The organism is Gardnerella phocaeensis (assembly GCF_048545075.1).
Taxonomy (GTDB): Bacteria; Actinomycetota; Actinomycetes; order Actinomycetales; family Bifidobacteriaceae; genus Bifidobacterium; species Bifidobacterium vaginale_J.
This window is the reverse complement of record NZ_JBKQXS010000002.1, coordinates 208,235-228,044: the sequence shown is the minus strand read 5'-3', so window position 1 is coordinate 228,044 and position 19,810 is coordinate 208,235. Positions and strand designations below refer to the sequence as shown.

General features: G+C 43.3%; 15 protein-coding genes. All 15 read left to right on the top strand.

The window, feature by feature from the left end; genetic code table 11:
- The first annotated feature begins 4 nt into the window (after positions 1-4).
- The 15 genes from rsmH to tuf all read left to right on the top strand — a co-directional run bounded on the left by rsmH (position 5) and on the right by tuf (position 19,447).
- The gene (rsmH, locus tag ACJV2T_RS03715; RefSeq protein ID WP_419399258.1) at positions 5-1,030 is read left to right on the top strand and encodes a 16S rRNA (cytosine(1402)-N(4))-methyltransferase RsmH; all 1,026 of its coding nucleotides are present in this window, start codon (positions 5-7) and stop codon (positions 1,028-1,030) included.
- 1 nt (position 1,031) lies between these two features.
- Positions 1,032-1,646, top strand: coding sequence for a cell division protein FtsL (gene ftsL / locus ACJV2T_RS03710; protein WP_419399177.1), 615 nt, complete (start codon positions 1,032-1,034; stop codon positions 1,644-1,646).
- On the top strand, positions 1,646-3,487 hold the full coding sequence (locus ACJV2T_RS03705; RefSeq protein ID WP_419399176.1) for a peptidoglycan D,D-transpeptidase FtsI family protein: 1,842 nt from the start codon (positions 1,646-1,648) through the stop codon (positions 3,485-3,487). Before ftsL ends, ACJV2T_RS03705 begins: the two co-directional genes overlap by 1 nt.
- Positions 3,488-3,529: 42 nt before the next feature.
- The gene (locus tag ACJV2T_RS03700; RefSeq protein WP_419399175.1) at positions 3,530-4,543 is read left to right on the top strand and encodes a UDP-N-acetylmuramyl peptide synthase; all 1,014 of its coding nucleotides are present in this window, start codon (positions 3,530-3,532) and stop codon (positions 4,541-4,543) included.
- A 99-nt stretch (positions 4,544-4,642) separates the two neighbouring features.
- Positions 4,643-6,232 carry a UDP-N-acetylmuramoyl-tripeptide--D-alanyl-D-alanine ligase gene (locus ACJV2T_RS03695; protein WP_419399174.1) on the top strand — a complete coding sequence of 530 codons (1,590 nt, stop codon included), beginning with the start codon at positions 4,643-4,645 and terminating at the stop codon, positions 6,230-6,232.
- 78 nt (positions 6,233-6,310) lie between these two features.
- Positions 6,311-7,414, top strand: a complete 1,104-nt coding sequence (gene mraY / locus ACJV2T_RS03690; protein WP_004108513.1) for a phospho-N-acetylmuramoyl-pentapeptide-transferase — start codon at positions 6,311-6,313, stop codon at positions 7,412-7,414.
- A 24-nt stretch (positions 7,415-7,438) separates the two neighbouring features.
- Positions 7,439-9,040: a UDP-N-acetylmuramoyl-L-alanine--D-glutamate ligase gene (gene murD / locus ACJV2T_RS03685; protein WP_419399173.1), complete on the top strand. Its 1,602-nt coding sequence runs from the start codon at positions 7,439-7,441 to the stop codon at positions 9,038-9,040.
- Complete coding sequence (locus ACJV2T_RS03680) at positions 9,024-10,838, top strand: peptidoglycan glycosyltransferase FtsW (protein WP_419399172.1); 1,815 nt, start codon at positions 9,024-9,026, stop codon at positions 10,836-10,838. The genes murD and ACJV2T_RS03680 overlap by 17 nt, the downstream gene beginning before the upstream one ends.
- A 51-nt stretch (positions 10,839-10,889) precedes the next feature.
- On the top strand, positions 10,890-12,089 hold the full coding sequence (locus ACJV2T_RS03675; protein ID WP_415683760.1) for a UDP-N-acetylglucosamine--N-acetylmuramyl-(pentapeptide) pyrophosphoryl-undecaprenol N-acetylglucosamine transferase: 1,200 nt from the start codon (positions 10,890-10,892) through the stop codon (positions 12,087-12,089).
- Complete coding sequence (murC, locus tag ACJV2T_RS03670; protein ID WP_419399171.1) at positions 12,089-13,651, top strand: UDP-N-acetylmuramate--L-alanine ligase; 1,563 nt, start codon at positions 12,089-12,091, stop codon at positions 13,649-13,651. The genes ACJV2T_RS03675 and murC overlap by 1 nt, the downstream gene beginning before the upstream one ends.
- Before the next feature lie 52 nt (positions 13,652-13,703).
- On the top strand, positions 13,704-14,795 hold the full coding sequence (locus ACJV2T_RS03665) for a cell division protein FtsQ/DivIB (protein ID WP_415683762.1): 1,092 nt from the start codon (positions 13,704-13,706) through the stop codon (positions 14,793-14,795).
- A gap of 266 nt (positions 14,796-15,061) precedes the next feature.
- Positions 15,062-15,433 carry a 30S ribosomal protein S12 gene (gene rpsL / locus ACJV2T_RS03660; protein WP_003813881.1) on the top strand — a complete coding sequence of 124 codons (372 nt, stop codon included), beginning with the start codon at positions 15,062-15,064 and terminating at the stop codon, positions 15,431-15,433.
- 3 nt (positions 15,434-15,436) lie between these two features.
- Entirely contained in the window at positions 15,437-15,907 is a 471-nt protein-coding gene (gene rpsG / locus ACJV2T_RS03655) for a 30S ribosomal protein S7 (RefSeq protein WP_012914396.1), read from the top strand.
- Positions 15,908-15,949: 42 nt separating this feature from the next.
- Positions 15,950-18,079: an elongation factor G gene (gene fusA / locus ACJV2T_RS03650; RefSeq protein WP_119526223.1), complete on the top strand. Its 2,130-nt coding sequence runs from the start codon at positions 15,950-15,952 to the stop codon at positions 18,077-18,079.
- 168 nt (positions 18,080-18,247) lie between these two features.
- Positions 18,248-19,447 (top strand): elongation factor Tu, encoded by a 1,200-nt coding sequence (tuf, locus tag ACJV2T_RS03645; RefSeq protein ID WP_004118785.1) that lies wholly within the window; start codon positions 18,248-18,250, stop codon positions 19,445-19,447.
- Positions 19,448-19,810: the final 363 nt, after the last annotated feature.

The following is a 19,810-nucleotide window of genomic DNA, read 5'->3' as shown; positions in this document are numbered from 1 at the left end:
TGCTATGAAAGACATTACAGCTATTCACGCACCGGTATTGTTGCAAGATTGTGTTGATTTAGTTACTCCTTCTTTGCAACACAAAGGCGCAATAGTAGTAGATTGCACTTTAGGTCTTGCTGGTCATGCGACTGCTTTTCTTAAAGCTGCGCCTTTTGCGACGCTTATTGGTATTGATCGTGATTCTGAAGCACTTTCGTTAGCAACGCAAAGAATGCGCGGCGAAGGTCTCGAGAATCGTTTTATTCCTGCACATGCGGCATTCGATGAGATTGATGAAGTGCTACGAGAAAACAGCATTGACCGTATTGATGCTGCTTTTATGGATTTGGGTCTTTCAAGTTTGCAAGTTGACGAAACTGATCGCGGTTTTTCTTATTCTCACGATACAGCACTTGACATGCGTATGGATACAACGCAAGCAACTACTGCCGCAACGATTTTAGCTACGTATGATTCTCGAGAATTAACTAGAATTTTCCGAGAATATGGTGAAGAACGTTTTGCTTCTCCTATTGCTCGTCGTATTGTTGAAGTTCGCGCTACGGAGCCTATTGCTACTTCGGGTCAGTTGGTTAGCTTAGTCGACTCTGTAATTCCGAAAGCTCATCGCGCTACTGGAAATCCAGCTAAGCGCGTTTTCCAGGCTTTGCGTATTGAAGTAAATGGTGAGTTAGATAAGCTTCAGCGCACGCTTCCAAAGATTGCTTTGCATCTTCGTGAACATGGCCGTCTTGTAGTTGAGTCTTACCATTCTTTGGAAGACACAACTGTTAAGCGCTTTATGAATAAGGGCTTAACTGTTGACGTTCCAGCGAATATGCCTGTTATTCCTGAAGATGCTCAGCCTTTCTTTAAGTCTCTTACAAGAGGCGCAATGAAAGCATCTAAAGAGGAGATTGAGCATAATACTCGCTCTTCCTCAGTTCGTTTGCGCGCTGTCGAATTATGCCGTCCTATTCCTGAGCGTTGGATTCCAAGGCTTGAAGATGAAGCGGCTGGTCGTAAAGCTATAAAAGGAGGTCGCTGACATGGTATTGAACATGCAAAATCGTGTTTTGCGCTCTTCTTCGTCTTCTGCGTCCTCTGCTTCAGCTCCAGCTGGTCGCACTAAAGATAATCCAGCCCGTAAAGAATACGTACATAATCCTGCTCCTTCGGCATTTAGCTCATCTCAGCGTAAATCTTCTGCTGTGCTTGAACGATTCCACAAGGTTATGGCATGGAGCAATACGCGCAAAGTACCTCTTGTGAATTGCATGATTATTGTGATTTTCATGGTTGTTACGTTGTCTAGTTCGCTTTTTTTGCGTACGCAAATGGCAGAAATTTCCTTCGACCAAACTGCAGTGCAGACGCGTATTTCTCGTTTGCACCAGGATGTGGAAGCTAGTCAAGCGAAATTAGATACTTTGGAATCTGAACTTCCTGCAAGAGCGCAAAGAATGGGAATGGTTCCGCAACAAGGTTCTATTTCTATTGACTTAAGTGATTATGTAGAAAAACGAAAACATAGTCATTCTGAAAAAACTGAGCGCGAAAAACAAACCGATAATTCAAAACAAACTAATAACTCAAATAAAACTCAAAAACAAGAACAACAAAATCGTCAATATCAACAGAAAACAAAACAGGAGAAACATTGATGCGCCACTTAATCAAACAACGTTTCGCTCCTCAGCAGATATTTGCGCGTAAGTGCACCGTAATTGCAATTGTTTTTGCGTTAATTGGTGTTAGTGCAATAGTAAAGCTAAGTTTTATACAGATTATTAATGCTCGCTCAACTGCACAAGCAGCTCAGGCTGAGCGTAGTCGTGTGCGACCAATTCTTGCACGTCGTGGTCGCATACTTGATGCTAATGGTGCTGTGTTGGCTCAAAGTGTTGAGCGATTCAATATTATTGGAGATCCGCTTAACGCTCAGGCATTTGTGCCAACTCCTTGCACAAAACAAACTGAGCATAATTGTCATATGCTTAATGGCAAGCCTGTAGAAGGCACGGGCGCTGTGGCGGTTGCTCGTTTGCTAGCTCCGATTCTTCACATGAGTTCTGTAGAGCTTGGCGGAAAATTAGCTGGCGTTGGTCGTTACGTTTTGTTGAAGCGTAACGTAACTCCTGCAGTTAAGCGCGCTATTGACAATCTTAATCTTTCCGGATGCATTTATGCAGAAAATAGTAGTGAGCGCGTGTATTCTAGCGGTCCAATTCTTGGTTCTGTAATTGGCGCAGTTTCAAATGCAGATGAAGTTAATCGTAAAGACTTAAAGAATCGCAAGGGCGAAGTTGGTGTTTCTGGACTTGAGCTAACTCATGACTCCACCTTAAACGGTGTAGACGGCTACCAGCGTTATCAAGGTAATAATGTTGGAAATGAGAAGATTCCAGGAACTGTAACAGAATCTAAACCTGCTGTAAACGGCAGTGATATTAAGCTTACGATTGATAGCGATGTTGATTGGTATGTTAAGAAGGTTCTTCTTGACGGAAAGAAACAATATCGTGCAGCATGGGGTGTTGCAGTAGTTCAGGATGTTCGAACTGGCGAAATTCTTGCTTTGGAAGATACTGACGATATTAAAGCTGGTAGCACACAATCCAAAGTAAACGTGTCTCGTGCAGTAAGTCAAACCTTTGAACCAGGTTCTATTGGTAAGGCTTTTGCAATGGCTGGTATGTTGCAAACCGGCGCTCACAAGCTTAGCGATCAGTTTGCGGTTCCTAACAGCATTAATAAGAATGGTCAAACATATCATGATGCTGTTGATCATGGTGTTGAACATTGGACTTTGGCTGGTATTCTTGCTGAATCTTCAAACATTGGTATGGTTATGGCTGGCGAAAGGTATCCGTTAGATAAGCGCTACGAATATCTTTATAAGTTTGGTCTTGGTCAGTATACCGGATTGAATTTGCAAGGAGAATCTTGTGGCTTGCTTCCTAGCGTTCAAGCTTGGGATGGTCGTAAGAAAGATACCGTCCTGTTTGGTCAGGGTTATGCTGTGAATGCTTTGCAACTTACTAATGCAATTGCAACTATCGCAAATAAAGGCGTTAGGTTGCGTCAGTCAATAGTTAAATCCGTTATAGATCCTAATGGCAGAGTTACAAAGTCTTCTCGCCCTGCAGGAACGCGCGTTTTGGACGAAACTGTTGCTGCACAAATGATGAATGCTTTGGAAAATTCGGGTGAGCATTATCACAGATTTGCTGGTGTCGATGGTTATCGTGTTGCTGCAAAGAGTGGTACTGCAGAAGTTGCGGGACCTGATGGCCGTCTTAGCTCCACAATTAGCGACTGGTCTGGTGCTATTCCGGCGGATAATCCTCGATTCATCGTAACCGTTGTGCTAAAAGATCCGCAAGGCGTTTACGGTGGTATGACTTCAGGTCCACTTTTCAAAACTATTGGAGAATTCTTAATGCAAAAGTATGATATTCCAGCTTCTTCTCCACGCGCAAACCCTGTTCCTGTAAATTGGTAATGTACGCATTACAATGTTGTTGTCTATAAAGTAGGGTGTGCAATGAATGTGGTTGATGAATATTCAAGAGTAAGAGTTACTTTAGGTTTTGCTGCAAAAAACTATGGTTTTGAAGTTGTTCCAGCGTTTGCATCTGAGGTAACTGTTACTTCTATTGCTCATGATGTGCGTCAAGTGCATCCTGGTTGCCTGTTTGTGCCGCTCGGCCACGTTGATCGTCGTCAACTTGAGGCTGCTAGAGATGCTGGAGCGTATGCTGCTCTAGTTCCACCGGAGTTTCGTAATGAAGCTGTGGATTTAGGAATACCGCTACTTGTATCTTCTGCTAATCCTGTTGCTCTTGGAAAGCTTGCTTGCGATATTAATTTCGATCCTTCTTCTTGCATCGCAACTTTTGCTGTTGCAGGTGACGATGATGATGAAATTCATGCTAATGTTTTGCGATTGGCAGACTTTTTACACATGCTTGGTAATCCTGTTGGCGTGATTAGTGACGCCGGTTCGTCTTCTTTGCAGCGTGAACTTTCGCTGGAATATCCGTTAAATATTGCTGATGTTCAGCATACTCTGTCAGTTTGTGCAGAAGATGGTGCTGCTGCAGTAGTTATTGCACTTAATTCTGCAACTTTAGCTAAGAACGCGTTACAATCCGTTAGTATTGATGTTCTTGGCGTTGAGCAAACTCAGAATGAAAGCAATTCTGGAGCAGAATCTGATTCTAAATCTAATTCTGAATCTGAAGATGAGACTGAATCTAAAGATGCGGTATCAAATGTGAAAGTTAGTGCAAAGACATCTTCTTCACCGCTTTACCCGGCATATGCAACCGGCATGAGTTTTTATGCGCTGCGTCAACGTTATGGTTTTTCTGGAAGAGAGCACGCTTATTGTGTTACTAGATCGGCTGAGTCTGACGAATTAGCTGAATTAGCGGATCAAATTGGTGGCAATGATGTGCAGCGGCATCTTTCATTATCTATTGCAATGGTGTTAGCTGCTGGTGTTCGTCGTGGGACTATTAAAAGTGCGCTTCGAGTTTCGCATGAATTGCACTGAATAGTGATGAAGCGCTGATTTCATTCGAGTTTTCAAATAAATTAATTGCGTGAGTTTTGTTTAAGAGCTTTTAATTATGTTGCTAATTTGGAGGATGTTATGAGTTGTGTTGAAACTTCGTGTGCCAGCAATGCTAAGAGTTTAGATCATGCCGATATGATGCCTATGAGCATAAGCGAAATTGCTAAAGCTGTTCATGGTGAAATACACGAGTTTAATAGTTGTGGCACAGATTTAGTTGCAAATTCCGTTTTTAGTGATTCTCGTCAAATCCGTAACGGTTCTGTGTTTGTAGCTATAGTTGGTGAACATGTTGACGGTCATGATTATGTAAAGAATGCTGAAGAATCTGGAGCTGTTGTAGCTATTGTTGAACATGTTGTCGAAGGCACTAATCTCAATCAAATAGTTGTTAATAATTCTGTAGAAGCACTGGGTTTGCTAGCTAAACATAATTTGGAACTCCGCCGCAAGCTTAACAAACCTTTTACTATTATTGGTATTACTGGTTCCGTTGGCAAAACAACAACGAAAGATATGTTGAAGGCTTTGTTGAGCACGCTAGGCGAAACAGTTGCTCCTGTTGGATCTTTTAATAATAATATTGGCTTGCCTCTTACTGCTTTGCAAGTTGGAAATAATACTCGATTTTTAATAGCAGAAATGGGTGCTAACCATGTTGGCGAAATTGCCAATTTAACTCATATTGCTCCTCCGGATCTCGCAATAGTGCTTAAAGTTGGTGTCGCTCATTTAGGTGAATTTGGCTCAGTTGAGCGCATTGCGCAAGCAAAAAGTGAGATTGTGCGTGGGCTTTTGCCGCATGGCATAGCAGTATTAAATTCCGACGATAAGCGAGTTTCTGCAATGTCTTGTCTTGTAGAAAATGATCATGTGCGCTGGTTCGGTAGAAATGCTAAAAACGGATTGCTGGAATCAGCTAGTAAAGATGACTACCAACTTTCAGCTAGCAATATAAAGTTAGATTCTTTTGGTAAAGCAGTTTTTACTATCAATGAACGCATTAATTCTTCTGATTTAGTGAATCATATTGAAGTGCATCTTGCTATACAAGGCGAGCATAATGTTATGAATGCGCTTGCTGCAGCAAATGTTGCAAGATATTTGGGAATGACTTTAGATGATATTGCTTCTGTGCTGTCTAAAGTTTCGCATATTAGCCCGCATCGCATGCAATTGAGTACAGTTTCGAAGAATGACGAGAAATTTACGCTTATTGACGATTCCTTTAATGCAAATCCTGATTCTATGAAAGCAGGAATTGATGGTTTATGTGCTTATGAAAATGATTCCTGTGGTGCATCTTCGAAACCTTTCCGTATAGCGGTTCTTGGTTCTATGTTGGAGCTTGGCGGCAACGAAGATGAATTGCACACAAATATTGGAGAATATGTAGCAAATTCGAGTGTTGATGCGGTTGTTGCTGTTGGTTCAAAAACGGACTCTGACTTAGATAAATTAGCTCACTGTATTGCTCAAGGTGCGCGTTCTTCTTGGAATAATAAACTACTTTCTTCTAATGATGCAGTCTACTTTGTACACAGTGCGGATGAGGCTGATGATATTGTTTGGAAAATTGTGGCCGAGCATCCGAGTAGTGTTGTGTTATTGAAAGGCTCTCATGCTTCAGGCTTGAGTGTGCTTGCTGAACATTGGGCAAATATTTAACTGCTCGATGCTCAATATAAGTGTGAAATTAATAAATTAAGTATTATAGCAAACGGAACAGTAAACGGAGGTTAAGCGGTGATTGCGCTTATTGTAGGAATTGTGGTGTCGCTCGTAGTTACGATTGTTGGCACGCCTTTGCTTATTCGTTTAGTGCATCGTTTGCACTACGGTCAGTACATTCGCCAAGATGGACCACAATCTCATTTAGTAAAGCGCGGCACGCCAACTATGGGCGGTGTTGTTATTAATTTTGCTGTAGTAGCAGGTTGGGCTGCTTCTGCTCTTTATAGATATGTTTCTGTTGGTCGCTCGCCTTCATGGTCTGCTGTTTTAGTGCTGTTTGCAATGCTTTCAATGGGTTTGCTTGGCTTTATTGATGATTTTGCTAAGGTTCGTAAAAAGCAGAATCTTGGTCTTTCTGTACATGCGAAGTTTACTGGTCAAATTATTTTTGCAAGTATTTACGCGCTTTTGTCATTGCTATTGCCAACTCAATCTGGCATTGCTAGCGCTCAACCTGGAATGAGTTTTATTGAAAAACCATTTTTTGATTTTTCTATACTCGGCAACGGTGTAGGAATCGTAGTATTTATCGTTTGGGTTAATTTCCTTATTGCTGCTTGGTCTAACGCTGTAAACTTGACTGACGGACTTGATGGTTTAGCTTCTGGATCTTCTATGATTGCTTTTGCTGGATACGCTTTGATTGCTTTTTGGGAAAGCTACCATGTGCGTGGAGGCGGTCATTTTGGATTCTCTTACGCTGTTTCTGATCCTCTCGATTTAACTATTATTGCTGTTTGTGCTGCTGTTGCTTGCTTTGGATTCTTGTGGTTTAATTCGAATCCTGCTCAAGTATTTATGGGAGATACTGGTTCGCTGGCTTTAGGTGGATTATTTGCAGCTCTTTCTATTGCAACTCACACAGAGTTTTTGGCTGTGATTTTGGGTGGATTATTTGTAATGGAAGCTGCAAGTGACGTTATTCAAGTTGGATTCTTTAAAGCTACGCATAAGCGCGTGTTCAAAATGGCTCCTATTCATCATCATTTTGAATTGCTCGGCTGGACGGAAACAAAGGTTGTTGTGCGATTCTGGATGATTGAGCTCATGTTTGTGCTTTCTGCGCTTATGATGTTCTACGCCGATTGGGCTGGGCATTCTGGCTTGCTTATTTAATTTCAAAAATTGGAAGGCTTCAATATGAATATTGTCGATGGCAATGACGTATCTGTTTCGTCTGAATCTACTTGTAAGTCGTGCACAAGCGATAAAGCATTTGCTTTTAAGCGTGTATTAGTTGCAGGTCTTGGAGTTTCTGGTCGTGGTGCAGCTGAGGTTTTGCGCTCTGTTGGATCTGAGCCTGTGACTGCAGACGAAAATAAGCCTGATGCTGATATACATGATTTTTCAGCAATAGACTGGTCTAAAATCGATGCTGTTGTTACATCTCCAGTATTTAACCCTCGCACGCCATTTTTGCAAGAAGCTGCATCGCACAATATTCCAGTAATGAGCGAAGTTGAATTAGCTTGGCGCTTGCGTGTACCTTCTAAACGCACGAATAAACCTGCTTATTGGATCGGTATTACTGGCACAAATGGTAAGACTTCTACTACAGAAATGACTTCTGCAATGCTAACCGCTTGCGGATTAGATGCTCCAGCAGTAGGAAATATTGGAAAGTCTGTGTCACATGCTGCTTTGGAATGTGAGCATGATGCTTTATGCGTTGAATTAAGCTCTTTCCAATTGCATTTCACTGATTCTTTAGCTCTTGACTGTGCTGCTATTACTAATATTGCTGCTGATCATTTAGATTGGCATGGCGGCATGGAAGCGTACGCTCGTGACAAGTCAAAAGTATTTAATAATGTGCAAAAAGCTTTGGTTTACAATGCTCAAGATGAGCGTGTAAGCAAATTGGCAGCTTGTGCACAAGTTGCTGATGGTTGTAAAAAAATTGGTTTTACGCTAGAAGAGCCTAAAGATGGTGAAATTGGCGTAAAAGATGGTTGGATTGTCGATAACAGCGGTGTTGCTGGAGGAACTAAAGGCACTCTGAAACCTATTGTTGAATTGCGTGAGCTAAAGCATCTGTGCGAGCCTGATGGCAGCGTGTATCCGCATTTATTAGCTGATGCTCTTACTGCGTTAGCGTTAGCTTTAGGTTTAACTGGTGATGTAGATTCTTCAGTTCGTGCTTTACGCGAGTTTGCTCCTGGAGGTCATCGCATTCAAACAGTTGCGACTTTGATGTCTGAAGATGAAAATCCTTCGCATTGTATTAGATTTGTAGATGATTCTAAAGCAACTAATGCTCATGCTGCTTGTGCATCTTTAGCTAGTTTTGCTAATAATTCGGTTGTTTGGATTGCTGGCGGTTTAGCTAAAGGCGGTCATTTTGAAGATTTGATTGCAAACCAACTTCATGTGATTAAAGCAGTTGTTGTTATTGGAATAGATCAACGTCCAATTGTTGAAGCTCTTCGCAGTTCAGCTCCTCACATTCCAGTAACTATTGTTTCACAGGATGGTTCTTGCGCTAAATCATATGATTGCGTTGATGATTTAGTTTGTGAGAATATTGAGAATACTTCGCTTGTAAATCCTGATTCTTCATTCGGTGAGGCTGTTATGCGTCAAACTGTAGAAGCTGCTGGGCGTTATGCTAAGCCTGGTGATGTTGTTCTGCTCGCCCCTGCTTGTGCTTCTATGGATCAATTTGTTTCATACGCCGATCGCGGCAATCGTTTTGCTAAAGAATCTCAACGATGGGTGCATAATCATGGTGTTCAACAGTAATAAGCCTAAAAAGTTTTTGCGTTCATTAGCGCGCAAAGTCTCAGAAGTTATTATGGAAGATCATATTGAAGCAGATTCAGATTCTTCTAATTCTTCTAAAAAACAAAAATTTGAATCTTTTAAAAAATCTATTAGGACTTCAGCAAGTAAAGTAGGCAAGTCAGTAAGCAAAGTAGGAGCGTACGCAAGCAAAGCTGGTAAGGAATTAGGCAAATCTGTAGGAAAGTCTGTAAGTAATTCTGTAAGTAATTCTGTTACTAAAGTTGGCAAATCTGTAGGCTCTTCTTTAAATAAATCTGTAAAATTTGTAAAAGATGCAAAGAAGTCGAAAGTTGCGAAACCAGCGAAACAGGCAAAGCCAGATAATTTTGTAAAATCATCCAAGCTTGTAAAATCAACTAATTTTGTAAAGCCTGCACAGCAAGCAAGTCATGTAAATACTGTAAATCCTGCAAAACCTGCAAAGCTAACAAATCTAGCGAAACCAGTAAAACCAGCGAAATCAGTAAAGCCAGTAAAGCCAGTAAAGCCAGAAAAGCCGGCAAAGTCAATTAAATACGCAAAATTAGCTAATACTGTATCTGGAATATTTTCCTCGAAAAAAGACTACTCAAAAAACTCGTTAGAGCGCAAAACTCAAGATTCGGAATTAAAGAAATATGTTGGCTTGCGCAGTTTAACTAACCCACTGTGGTGCTTATACGGCATGCGAGTATCAGTGGTTATACTGTCGATTTTCGGCTTATTCATGGTGTTTTCTAGTTCTTCAGTAACTATGATTACCTACGGAATCGCACCTTGGGGTCAAGGCGTAAACCAAACAATGTATTGCGTTTTAGGCTTAATTGGCTATATTTTCGCTTCTCGACTTCCAACTACAGTTTATAGACGATACGTTGCTGTTATTTACATTATTTCTGTTGTTGCACAGTTCTTAACATTTGTTCCAGGTTTACGACGTGAAGTTAATGGTAATGCTGGTTGGATTGCTTTTGGTCCTATTACTTTGCAGCCTGCAGAAATTACAAAACTTGCATTATGTATTTGGCTTCCAATAGCTTTGATTGCTGCAAAACAAGCGTATGAGCGTGTGCAAATGCGCGCGTATATTCCTGTAGCAGCAGGACTCGGCGTATCGTTGTTGCTTGTTATTGCAGGTAAGGATCTTGGTACTGCTTTAATTATTATTCTTATTGCACTTATAGCTTTTTATCTTGGCGGATTCCCTACGCGCTGGCTAATAGGAAGTATTTTGATTGCTATTGCTATGGTCGCTATGCTTGTTTTGACAAGCCAAAATCGTATGCGACGTATTCTTGCTACTTTGCACGGATGTGACGCAAAAGCAGCTAAAGGCGTTTGCTTCCAAGCAATTCACGCTCAATATGCAATGGCTTCTGGTGGACTATTAGGCGTTGGCATCGGAAACTCTCGCGAAAAATGGAATTATTTGCCTTACGCTCACAATGATTTTATTTTCGCTATTATTGGCGAAGAGATGGGCTTTTTGGTTGCAGCAGCAGTGATTTTGCTATACGTAATTATTGGTTGGTGCATACTATCTTCAGCATTAAAAGCGAAATCGCAATTTATTTCAATCACATTAATGTGTATCGCAACGTGGATTGTAGGCCAAGGATTAGTTAATATTCTTGTTGTTGTGCAAATACTTCCGGTTATGGGAGTGCCTATGCCGTTTGTGTCAGCAGGTGGATCTTCGCTCGTTATGTGTTTGGTTGCAATTGGCGTAGCTGATGGTCTTATGCGTTCCAATCCGCAACTTACTATATCGAAGTAGTAAGTATTTACAACTTTTTTATAATATGAAAGTTATAACAAGGGTAGTGAAATGAAGTTTGATAATGCTATTGAGCAGGAAGTGCATATTGTTCTTGCAGGCGGGGGCACTGCAGGTCATGTCAATCCTTTGCTTTCTGTTGCAAACGCTATTAAAAAGCTCAATCCTGAAGCGTTAATTAGTGTAATTGGTACAGAAGTTGGTTTGGAAAAAAGTCTTGTGCCGAATGCAGGGTACGAACTTGACACTATAGAAAAAGTGCCGTTCCCGCGTAAGCCAAATCTAGATGCAATTAAGTTTCCAATTCGATGGATGCGCGAAAAACGCAAAGTGCGAAATATACTAGCCGCTAGAAAAGCAGATATAGTAGTGGGCTTCGGTGGCTATGCTTCTGCTCCAGTATATTCTCAAGCTCATGCGCAGCATATTCCTATTGTGATTCATGAGCAGAATGCTAAATCTGGAATGGCAAATCGCTTGGGTGCAAGTTGGGCTGATGCTGTTGGAACAGTTTATGGGAATACTGATTTGCGCACGCGAAAAGGTGTCAAAGTTGAAAGAGTTGGTTTACCTCTTAGACCTGCTATTTCTCAATTGTGTGAAAGATTAGAAAAAGATTATGATTCCGCTCGCGTTGAAGGTGCGCAAAACCTTGGCGTTGATCCTAAACGTCCGATTATTCTTGTTACAGGCGGATCTTTGGGTGCAAAAAGCATAAATCAAGCTGTTGCTGCAGCAGCAGGAGATATTTTAAAACATGCGCAAGTAATTCACTTAACTGGTCGCGCAAAAGCGGAAGAAGTGCGAAATATAGTTGCAAATCAAGTAGGTGAATCGCAAATAAACGATATTAAACCAGAGCATGCTGGTTGTGGCGATTATCATATTGCAGAATATTTAGAGCGCATTGATTGGGCTTTTGCTTGTGCAGATTTAGTTATATGTCGTGCAGGAGCTGGAACGGTTGCAGAAATTTCGGCACTTGGCTTACCTGCTGTATACGTGCCATTGCCTATTGGCAACGGCGAGCAGCGTTTTAATGCTGAGCCTGTAGTAAATGCAGGGGGAGCAGTAATGGTAAATGATGCTGATTTCAATGCAAAGTGGTTTATAGATGAAGGATTAGCTTTATTGCAAAACAAAAAGCAATTACAAGCTATGCGCACTAAATCTTGGAATTATGGTATTCGCAATGCTGCAGACGTTATGGCGAAGCGTATTCTTGAAATCGCAAAAGAAGGCAGAAAGTAATGACTAATCTTAATAGCAATACAATTTCATCTCATAACAACATTGATTTAAACCCAGTAAAATCAGCGTTTGATGATTCGCAAACTATTTCAAAACTAGGGCGAGTGCATTTTATTGGCATTGGCGGAGCTGGAATGAGTGTTCTGGCAGAAATGTTGCATGAAGAGGGCGTAAGTGTAAGCGGTTGTGATCGCGAAGCAAATGATCACACTCAACGCTTGGAAGAATTAGGTATTGAAGTAGAAATTGGACAAAGTGCTTCACATGTTGAGCATGCAGATGTACTCGTGTATTCAAGTGCTATTAAACCAAGCAATCCGGAAATTATGGCAGCGCATGAGCGCGGCATAAAGCTTGTTCATCGCAGCGATATTCTTGCGTTATTATTATCTGCAAAAACTGGCGTGACTGTTGCTGGAGCGCATGGTAAAACAACTACTAGCTCACTTCTTTCTCATATATTAACTGTGACTGCAGTGGGCGATTTGGCTGATCCAAGCTACGCAATCGGCGGATCTATTCAAGCTGCAGACGGAACAGTTTTAGACGGCGGTCATGCTGGCAATGGAATTGTTATGGTTGCTGAAGCTGACGAATCTGACGGAAGTTTTGAAAAATACAGCCCAAGTATTGCAATCGTAACAAATGCTGAAGCAGATCACTTGGATCATTACGGCTCTAGTGAACGATACAGAGAAGCATTTGTTGAGCACGTAAGTCATGCTGTCAATAACGTAATAATTTGTGCAGAAGATGAAGGTGCTAGAAAAGTACTTGAAGCTATGCCGGATAATATTTTAAACAAAACAATTGCTTACGGTAATTTGGATACGTGGAGACTAAAAGTCAGCTCGCGCGTACAAAAATTAGCTATGTTCGCAAGTATTGAGCATGAAAATGAGCAAGCTGTAAGTGGTCGAGAAATGTTTACGCTTGTATTGCCGGAAAAAATTTTGGATGAACATGCTAAATGTTCGAACAAGGTGCAAGTTAGCTTGTTAATACCAGGTTTGCATAATGCGCTTAATGCTTCTGCAGCGATTGTTGCTGCAGTATTGCTCGGTATGAATCCAGAAGATGCGGCTCGTGGTGCAGAAAGCTTCAGAGGCGCGTCTCGTCGTTTTGATATTCGTGGATGTGTTGATGGTGTGACAGTTGTGGACGATTATGCTCACCATCCAACTGAAATAGCTGCACTATTGCGCGCTGCGCGAAGAAAGTACACTTCTTCTACTCTTCGCGTGCTGTTTCAGCCTCATTTGTTCTCCAGAACGCAGGCTTTTGCTAGTGAGTTTGCAAAATCTTTGGTTCTTGCAGACGACGTAATTGTTACAGGAATTTTCCCAGCTCGCGAAAAGCAGGAAGATTTTCCAGATATTAATGCTGAAACTATTGTTAAAGCTGCAAAATTGCAGAATCTTGATGTAAAAATTGAAGCGGTTGACGATATGCGCGAAGCTGCGTTGAAACTGGCTTCGCGTGCAAAATCTGGTGATGTGCTGCTTACAGTTGGTGCAGGAAGTATTACTGCTATGACGTCTGTTATGCTAGAAGCATTGTAGTGCTTTGAAATTAAGCGATTAAAATATAAATAAATTATTACGAGAGGCAATTATGGGTCGCGTGAGGTCAAGCAAATCGTACGATGCTGATGCAAATGATTCGCATCGTCGTACCGTTTCAAGTCTTAATATTGCGCGTACTGAAGAGTCTCGTAGTAATAAATCCAACAGCATTGCGTCTCGTCGTAGTGCTTCGTCGTTGCGCAAAGACCAGCGTTTCCAAAGGCATATAATCAGTCAAAACACATCGCAAATACGAGTAGCTGATGTCAATGAAAAAAATCATCAAGGTAAGTTTGTTGACGCTAGACTTTTGCCAAAGCTTGATTTTGTAAGAAAAACTTTAAGTCAAACTTCTGGTTCTCTTGGAATGATTACTCGTCCTAGAATAATTAATTTTCGAGAGCGTTTGAAAGAACGCAAATCTGCTTATTTGCAATTTACTGTTAAACGAATTCTTGCAATTCTTGCAGTGATTGCTTCTGTTTCGGCGATTATTTGGTTTTTATTCTTCTCGCCAGTTTTTCTTCTTAAGTCTAGCGATATAAGTATTTCTGGCTCTAACGAGTGGGTGAGTGAGCAAAAAATTGCTTCAATTGCGTCAACTCAAGTTGGTAAATCGCTATTTTTAGTTTCTTCTCAAGAAGTAATTAACCAACTTAACGATATTCCTGGCGTAACTGAAGCAAAAGTTTCTAAGAATTTCCCTAATGGTTTGCATGTTTCTGTACATGCGCAACGTCCTGCAGCAATGCTCAAAACTCGAGATAGCAATAAATTAACTGCTGTTGACGCTAAAGGTCGCGTGTTAAATGCTGTAGCTCAAGTTACAACGCAAGGAATACCTGTTATTGAAGTTTCAAATGTGCAAAGAAGTTTGAATAATAGAGCTGTACTTGAAGCTGTAAAAATTGTTAGTTCACTTTCGGAATCTTTGCGAGCTAGAGTTACGAAAGTTAGTGCAAAAACTCAAGATTCTGTCGAAACAGAATTAGGGGATGTTAAAAAAACTATCATATGGGGCAATTCGTCTCAGATTGAGTTAAAGAAAGCTATTGTTGCCAAGATTATTGATGATCCTAGTAAAATTGGCAACAAACGCAGCTTAGATGTGTCTGCTCCTGTGCGCCCAATTCTTAAATAGGTTTTAAAACTTTATTAATTGCATTGTCAAGATTGGGTGTATAATAGTAATTCGTGTGTGCCAACAGCGTGCCTTATGTTATAGGCGTGTTGGTTGGGATATCCCAAGTGTCAAAGATAGCGCGCAGTAATGTGTGGCTGGAGGCGCGAGGGCCATCGGGCCGGTGGACTGTGGCTTTTACTCTTTAACCGATTCTTTGGTTATGGTGTGCTGCAGTGTGGCGGTTTTCACCAAATAGAAGATAACAATGAATCGGAGAACTTAAGTTGCCTACGATTGAACAACTTGTCCGTAAAGGACGTCAGGCCAAGCCGAAAAAGTCAAAGACTTTGGCCTTGAAGGGTAGCCCGCTGCGTCGTGGCGTGTGCACCCGTGTGTACACCACCACTCCTAAGAAGCCAAATTCCGCGCTTCGTAAGGTTGCTCGTGTGCGCCTCAGCTCTGGTATTGAAGTAACCGCCTATATTCCAGGCGAAGGTCATAACTTGCAGGAGCACTCCATCGTGCTCGTGCGTGGTGGCCGTGTGAAGGATCTCCCAGGTGTGCGTTACCACATCGTGCGTGGCGCATTAGATACCCAGGGTGTCAAGGACCGCAAGCAGGGTCGTTCCCTGTATGGAGCAAAGAAGGCGAAGTAAAACATGTCACGTAAAGGACCTGCAAAAAAGCATCAACTGCTTCCTGATCCAATCTACGGCTCGACCGTCGTGGCTCAGTTGATTAACAAAATCCTTCTCGATGGTAAGAAGTCCATCGCAGAAAACATCGTCTACACCGCTCTTGAGCAGGTGAAGGCAAAGACCGAGCAGGAGCCAGTTTCTGTATTGAAGCGCGCTCTTGATAACATTCGTCCAAATCTTGAGGTTCGTTCTCGCCGCGTTGGTGGCGCAACTTACCAGGTTCCAGTCGAAGTTAAGCCTGCTCGTGCAAACACTCTTTCCCTCCGCTGGCTTACTGACTTCTCGCGCGCTCGTCGTGAAAAGACTATGGCTGAGCGTTTGGCCAACGAAATTCTCGATGCCTCCAATGGCTTGGGTGCTTCTGTGAAGCGCCGCGAGGATACCCACAAGATGGCAGAAGCAAACAAGGCTTTTGCTCACTATCGCTGGTAATCCACAAGATAATCGGTATCTTAAAGAGCTAAGGATAAGAATATGGCACAAGATGTGCTTAACGACCTGAATATGGTTCGTAATATCGGCATCATGGCGCACATTGATGCTGGTAAGACTACTACCACCGAACGTATTCTTTACTACACTGGTAAGAACTACAAGATCGGTGAAACTCATGATGGTGCTTCTACCATGGACTTCATGGCTCAGGAGCAGGAGCGCGGTATTACTATTCAGTCTGCTGCAACTACCTGCTTCTGGAAGCGTCAGACTCATGACGTTGATGACCGCTATCAGATCAACATCATCGATACCCCAGGCCACGTGGACTTCACCGCTGAGGTGGAACGTTCCCTTCGCGTGCTCGATGGTGCTGTAGCAGTCTTCGATGGTAAGGAAGGTGTGGAGCCTCAGTCTGAAACCGTGTGGCGTCAGGCTGATAAGTATAGCGTCCCACGTATCTGCTTCATCAATAAGATGGATAAGCTTGGCGCTGATTTCTACTATTCCGTCAAGACCATCAAGGAGAAGCTCGGTGCAACTCCACTCGTTATTCAGCTTCCAATCGGTGCTGAAAACGACTTCATCGGCGTTGTTGACTTGATTCGTATGAAGGCTTACGTCTGGAATGACGTTAAGGACGATATGGGTGCTCACTATGACACCGTTGACATTCCTGAAGATTTGCAGGAACGTGCAGAGCAGTATCGTGCTGAACTTATGGATCAGGTTGCTGAAGCTGACGATGAGCTTGTTGAGAAGTATCTCGAAACTGGCGAACTTACTGAAGAAGAAATGCGCGCTGGTATCCGTAAGCTTACCATTGAGCGTAAGGCCTTCCCAGTAACTTGCGGTTCTGCATTCAAGGATAAGGGTGTTCAGCCAATGCTGGATGCTGTTGTCGACTTCCTCCCAAGCCCAGAAGATGTTCCATCTATTAAGGGCTTCAAGCCAGGCGACGAATCCGTTGAAATTGACCGTAAGCCAGTTAATACAGATCCATTCGCAGCATTGGTATTCAAGATTTCAACCCATCCATTCTATGGCAAGCTCGTGTTCGTACGCGTTTACTCTGGCGAAGTAAAGCCAGGCGATTCCGTGTACGATTCCACGAAGTCCAAGAAGGAACGCGTTGGTAAGATCTTCCAGATGCATGCTGATAAGGAAAATCCTGTAGATTCAGCTGAAGCTGGTAACATCTACACCTTCGTTGGTTTGAAGAACGTCAGCACTGGTGATACTTTGTGCGACGAAAAGAACCCAATTTCTTTGGAATCCATGACATTCCCAGATCCTGTTATCGAGGTTGCTGTGGAGCCAAAGACGAAGGCTGATCAGGAAAAGATGAGCTTGGCTTTGGCTAAGCTTTCTGACGAGGATCCTACATTCCAGGTTAAGACCGATGAGGAATCTGGTCAGACTTTGATTTCCGGTATGGGCGAGCTTCAGCTTGACATTATCGTTGATCGTATGCGTCGTGAGTTCAAGGTCGAAGCGAACGTTGGTAAGCCACAGGTTGCTTACCGTGAGACGATTCGTAAGGCTGTTATGAACCAGGAATACACTCACAAGAAGCAGACCGGTGGTTCTGGTCAGTTCGCAAAGGTTTTGATGAACTTCGAGCCTCTCGACACAGAATCTGGCGAAACCTACCAGTTTGTCAACGAAGTTACCGGCGGCCACATCACCAAGGAATTCATTCCTTCAATCGATGCAGGCGTGCAGGAAGCTATGGAATCCGGCGTTTTGGCTGGCTTCCCAGTTGTGGGTGTAAAGGCAACCGTCACCGACGGTCAGACTCACGATGTCGATTCTTCGGAAATGGCCTTCAAGATTGCAGGTTCCATGTGCTTCAAGGAAGCTGCTCCTAAGGCTAATCCGGTAATTCTCGAACCAATTATGGCTGTCGAAGTCCGTACTCCAGAAGAGTACATGGGCGACGTCATGGGCGATTTGAACTCTCGTCGCGGTAACATCCAGTCTATGACTGATGCCACTGGCGTGAAAGTTATCGACGCCAAGGTGCCGCTGAGCGAAATGTTCGGCTACATTGGCGATCTTCGTTCCAAGACTCAGGGCCGCGCAATGTTCACCATGCAGATGGACTCTTACGCGGAGGTCCCGAAGGCCGTTTCGGACGAGATTATTAAGGCTCAGCGCGGCGAATAAAGCGCACGCTACTTCGGTGTTTTCTGTCCCCGGTCAACGCTAGAATTTCCTACGTTGACTGGGTTCTGGCACCGAAGTGGCACCTAACCCAGAAACCCAGTAATATGTAGCGAAAGACCTCTCACAAATGTGTGAGGCAAACTACGAGACGTCCAGGAGGACAAACACATGGCAAAGGAAAAGTACGAGCGTACTAAGCCGCATGTTAACATTGGTACCATTGGTCACGTTGATCACGGTAAGACTACCTTGACCGCGGCTATTTCTAAGGTGCTGCATGGCGAGTATCCAGATCTGAACCCTCAGTATGACTTCGATCAGATTGATGCTGCTCCAGAAGAGAAGGAACGCGGCATTACCATTAACATCGCACACATCGAGTATCAGACCGCTGAGCGTCACTACGCTCACGTGGACGCTCCAGGCCACGCTGATTACGTGAAGAACATGATCACCGGTGCTGCTCAGATGGATGGCGCAATCCTCGTGGTTGCTGCTACCGATGGTCCTATGGCTCAGACCCGTGAGCACGTTTTGCTCGCTAAGCAGGTCGGTGTCCCGAAGATCCTCGTTGCTTTGAACAAGTGCGATATGGTTGATGATCCAGAGCTTATTGACCTCGTCGAAGAAGAGGTTCGTGACCTCCTCGAAGAAAACGGCTTCGATCGCGACTGCCCAGTCATCCGCACCTCTGCTTACGGTGCTTTGCATGATGACGCTCCAGATCACGAGAAGTGGGTAGAGACCGTCAAGGAGCTCATGAAGGCTGTTGACGAGTACATCCCAACCCCAACTCACGATCTTGACAAGCCATTCTTGATGCCAATCGAAGATGTGTTCACCATCTCCGGTCGTGGTACCGTTGTCACCGGTCGTGTTGAGCGTGGTAAGCTCCCAATCAACACCCCAGTTGAGATCGTTGGTTTGCGTCCAACTCAGACCACCACCGTTACCTCCATCGAGACCTTCCACAAGCAGATGGATGAGGCCGAGGCTGGCGATAACACTGGTCTTCTTCTCCGTGGTATCAACCGTACCGACGTTGAGCGTGGTCAGGTTGTGGCTGCTCCAGGTTCTGTGACCCCACACACCAAGTTCGAAGGCGAAGTTTACGTCTTGACCAAGGACGAAGGTGGCCGTCACTCGCCGTTCTTCTCCAACTACCGTCCACAGTTCTACTTCCGCACCACCGACGTCACCGGCGTTATCACCTTGCCAGACGGCGTTGAGATGGTTCAGCCAGGCGATCACGCAACCTTCACTGTTGAGTTGATCCAGGCTATCGCAATGGAAGAGGGCTTGACCTTCGCAGTTCGTGAAGGTGGCCGTACCGTTGGTTCTGGTCGTGTGACCAAGATTCTTGCCTAGTATTTTCTCTAACTGAAAATATTAGCTAAGTCTTAACAAAGACCCCGCGAGGAAACTCGTGGGGTCTTTTTGTTGTTTTGTGCGCTGCGACCTGCTTGAGCGCTGCGTTCCGAGCGTTTTCCACGATTTTTTGCAGCTTACTAAAATGTCGAAAATACCAAATCGTTTGGTGGAATAAACAAAACGCAAGCCAAAACTGTCGAAAATACATAATCGCAAGATGTTTTTGACATTTTCTATTGACTGCAAAAATATTTAACGCGTGTATCGATTCGCTAGCAGCGCGGTTGTAAAGTTTCTGCCGTTTTTTGGCGCGTAGCCGACTTTTTCTTTACACCGCTGTAAAGTTTTGGTCGGAATCTG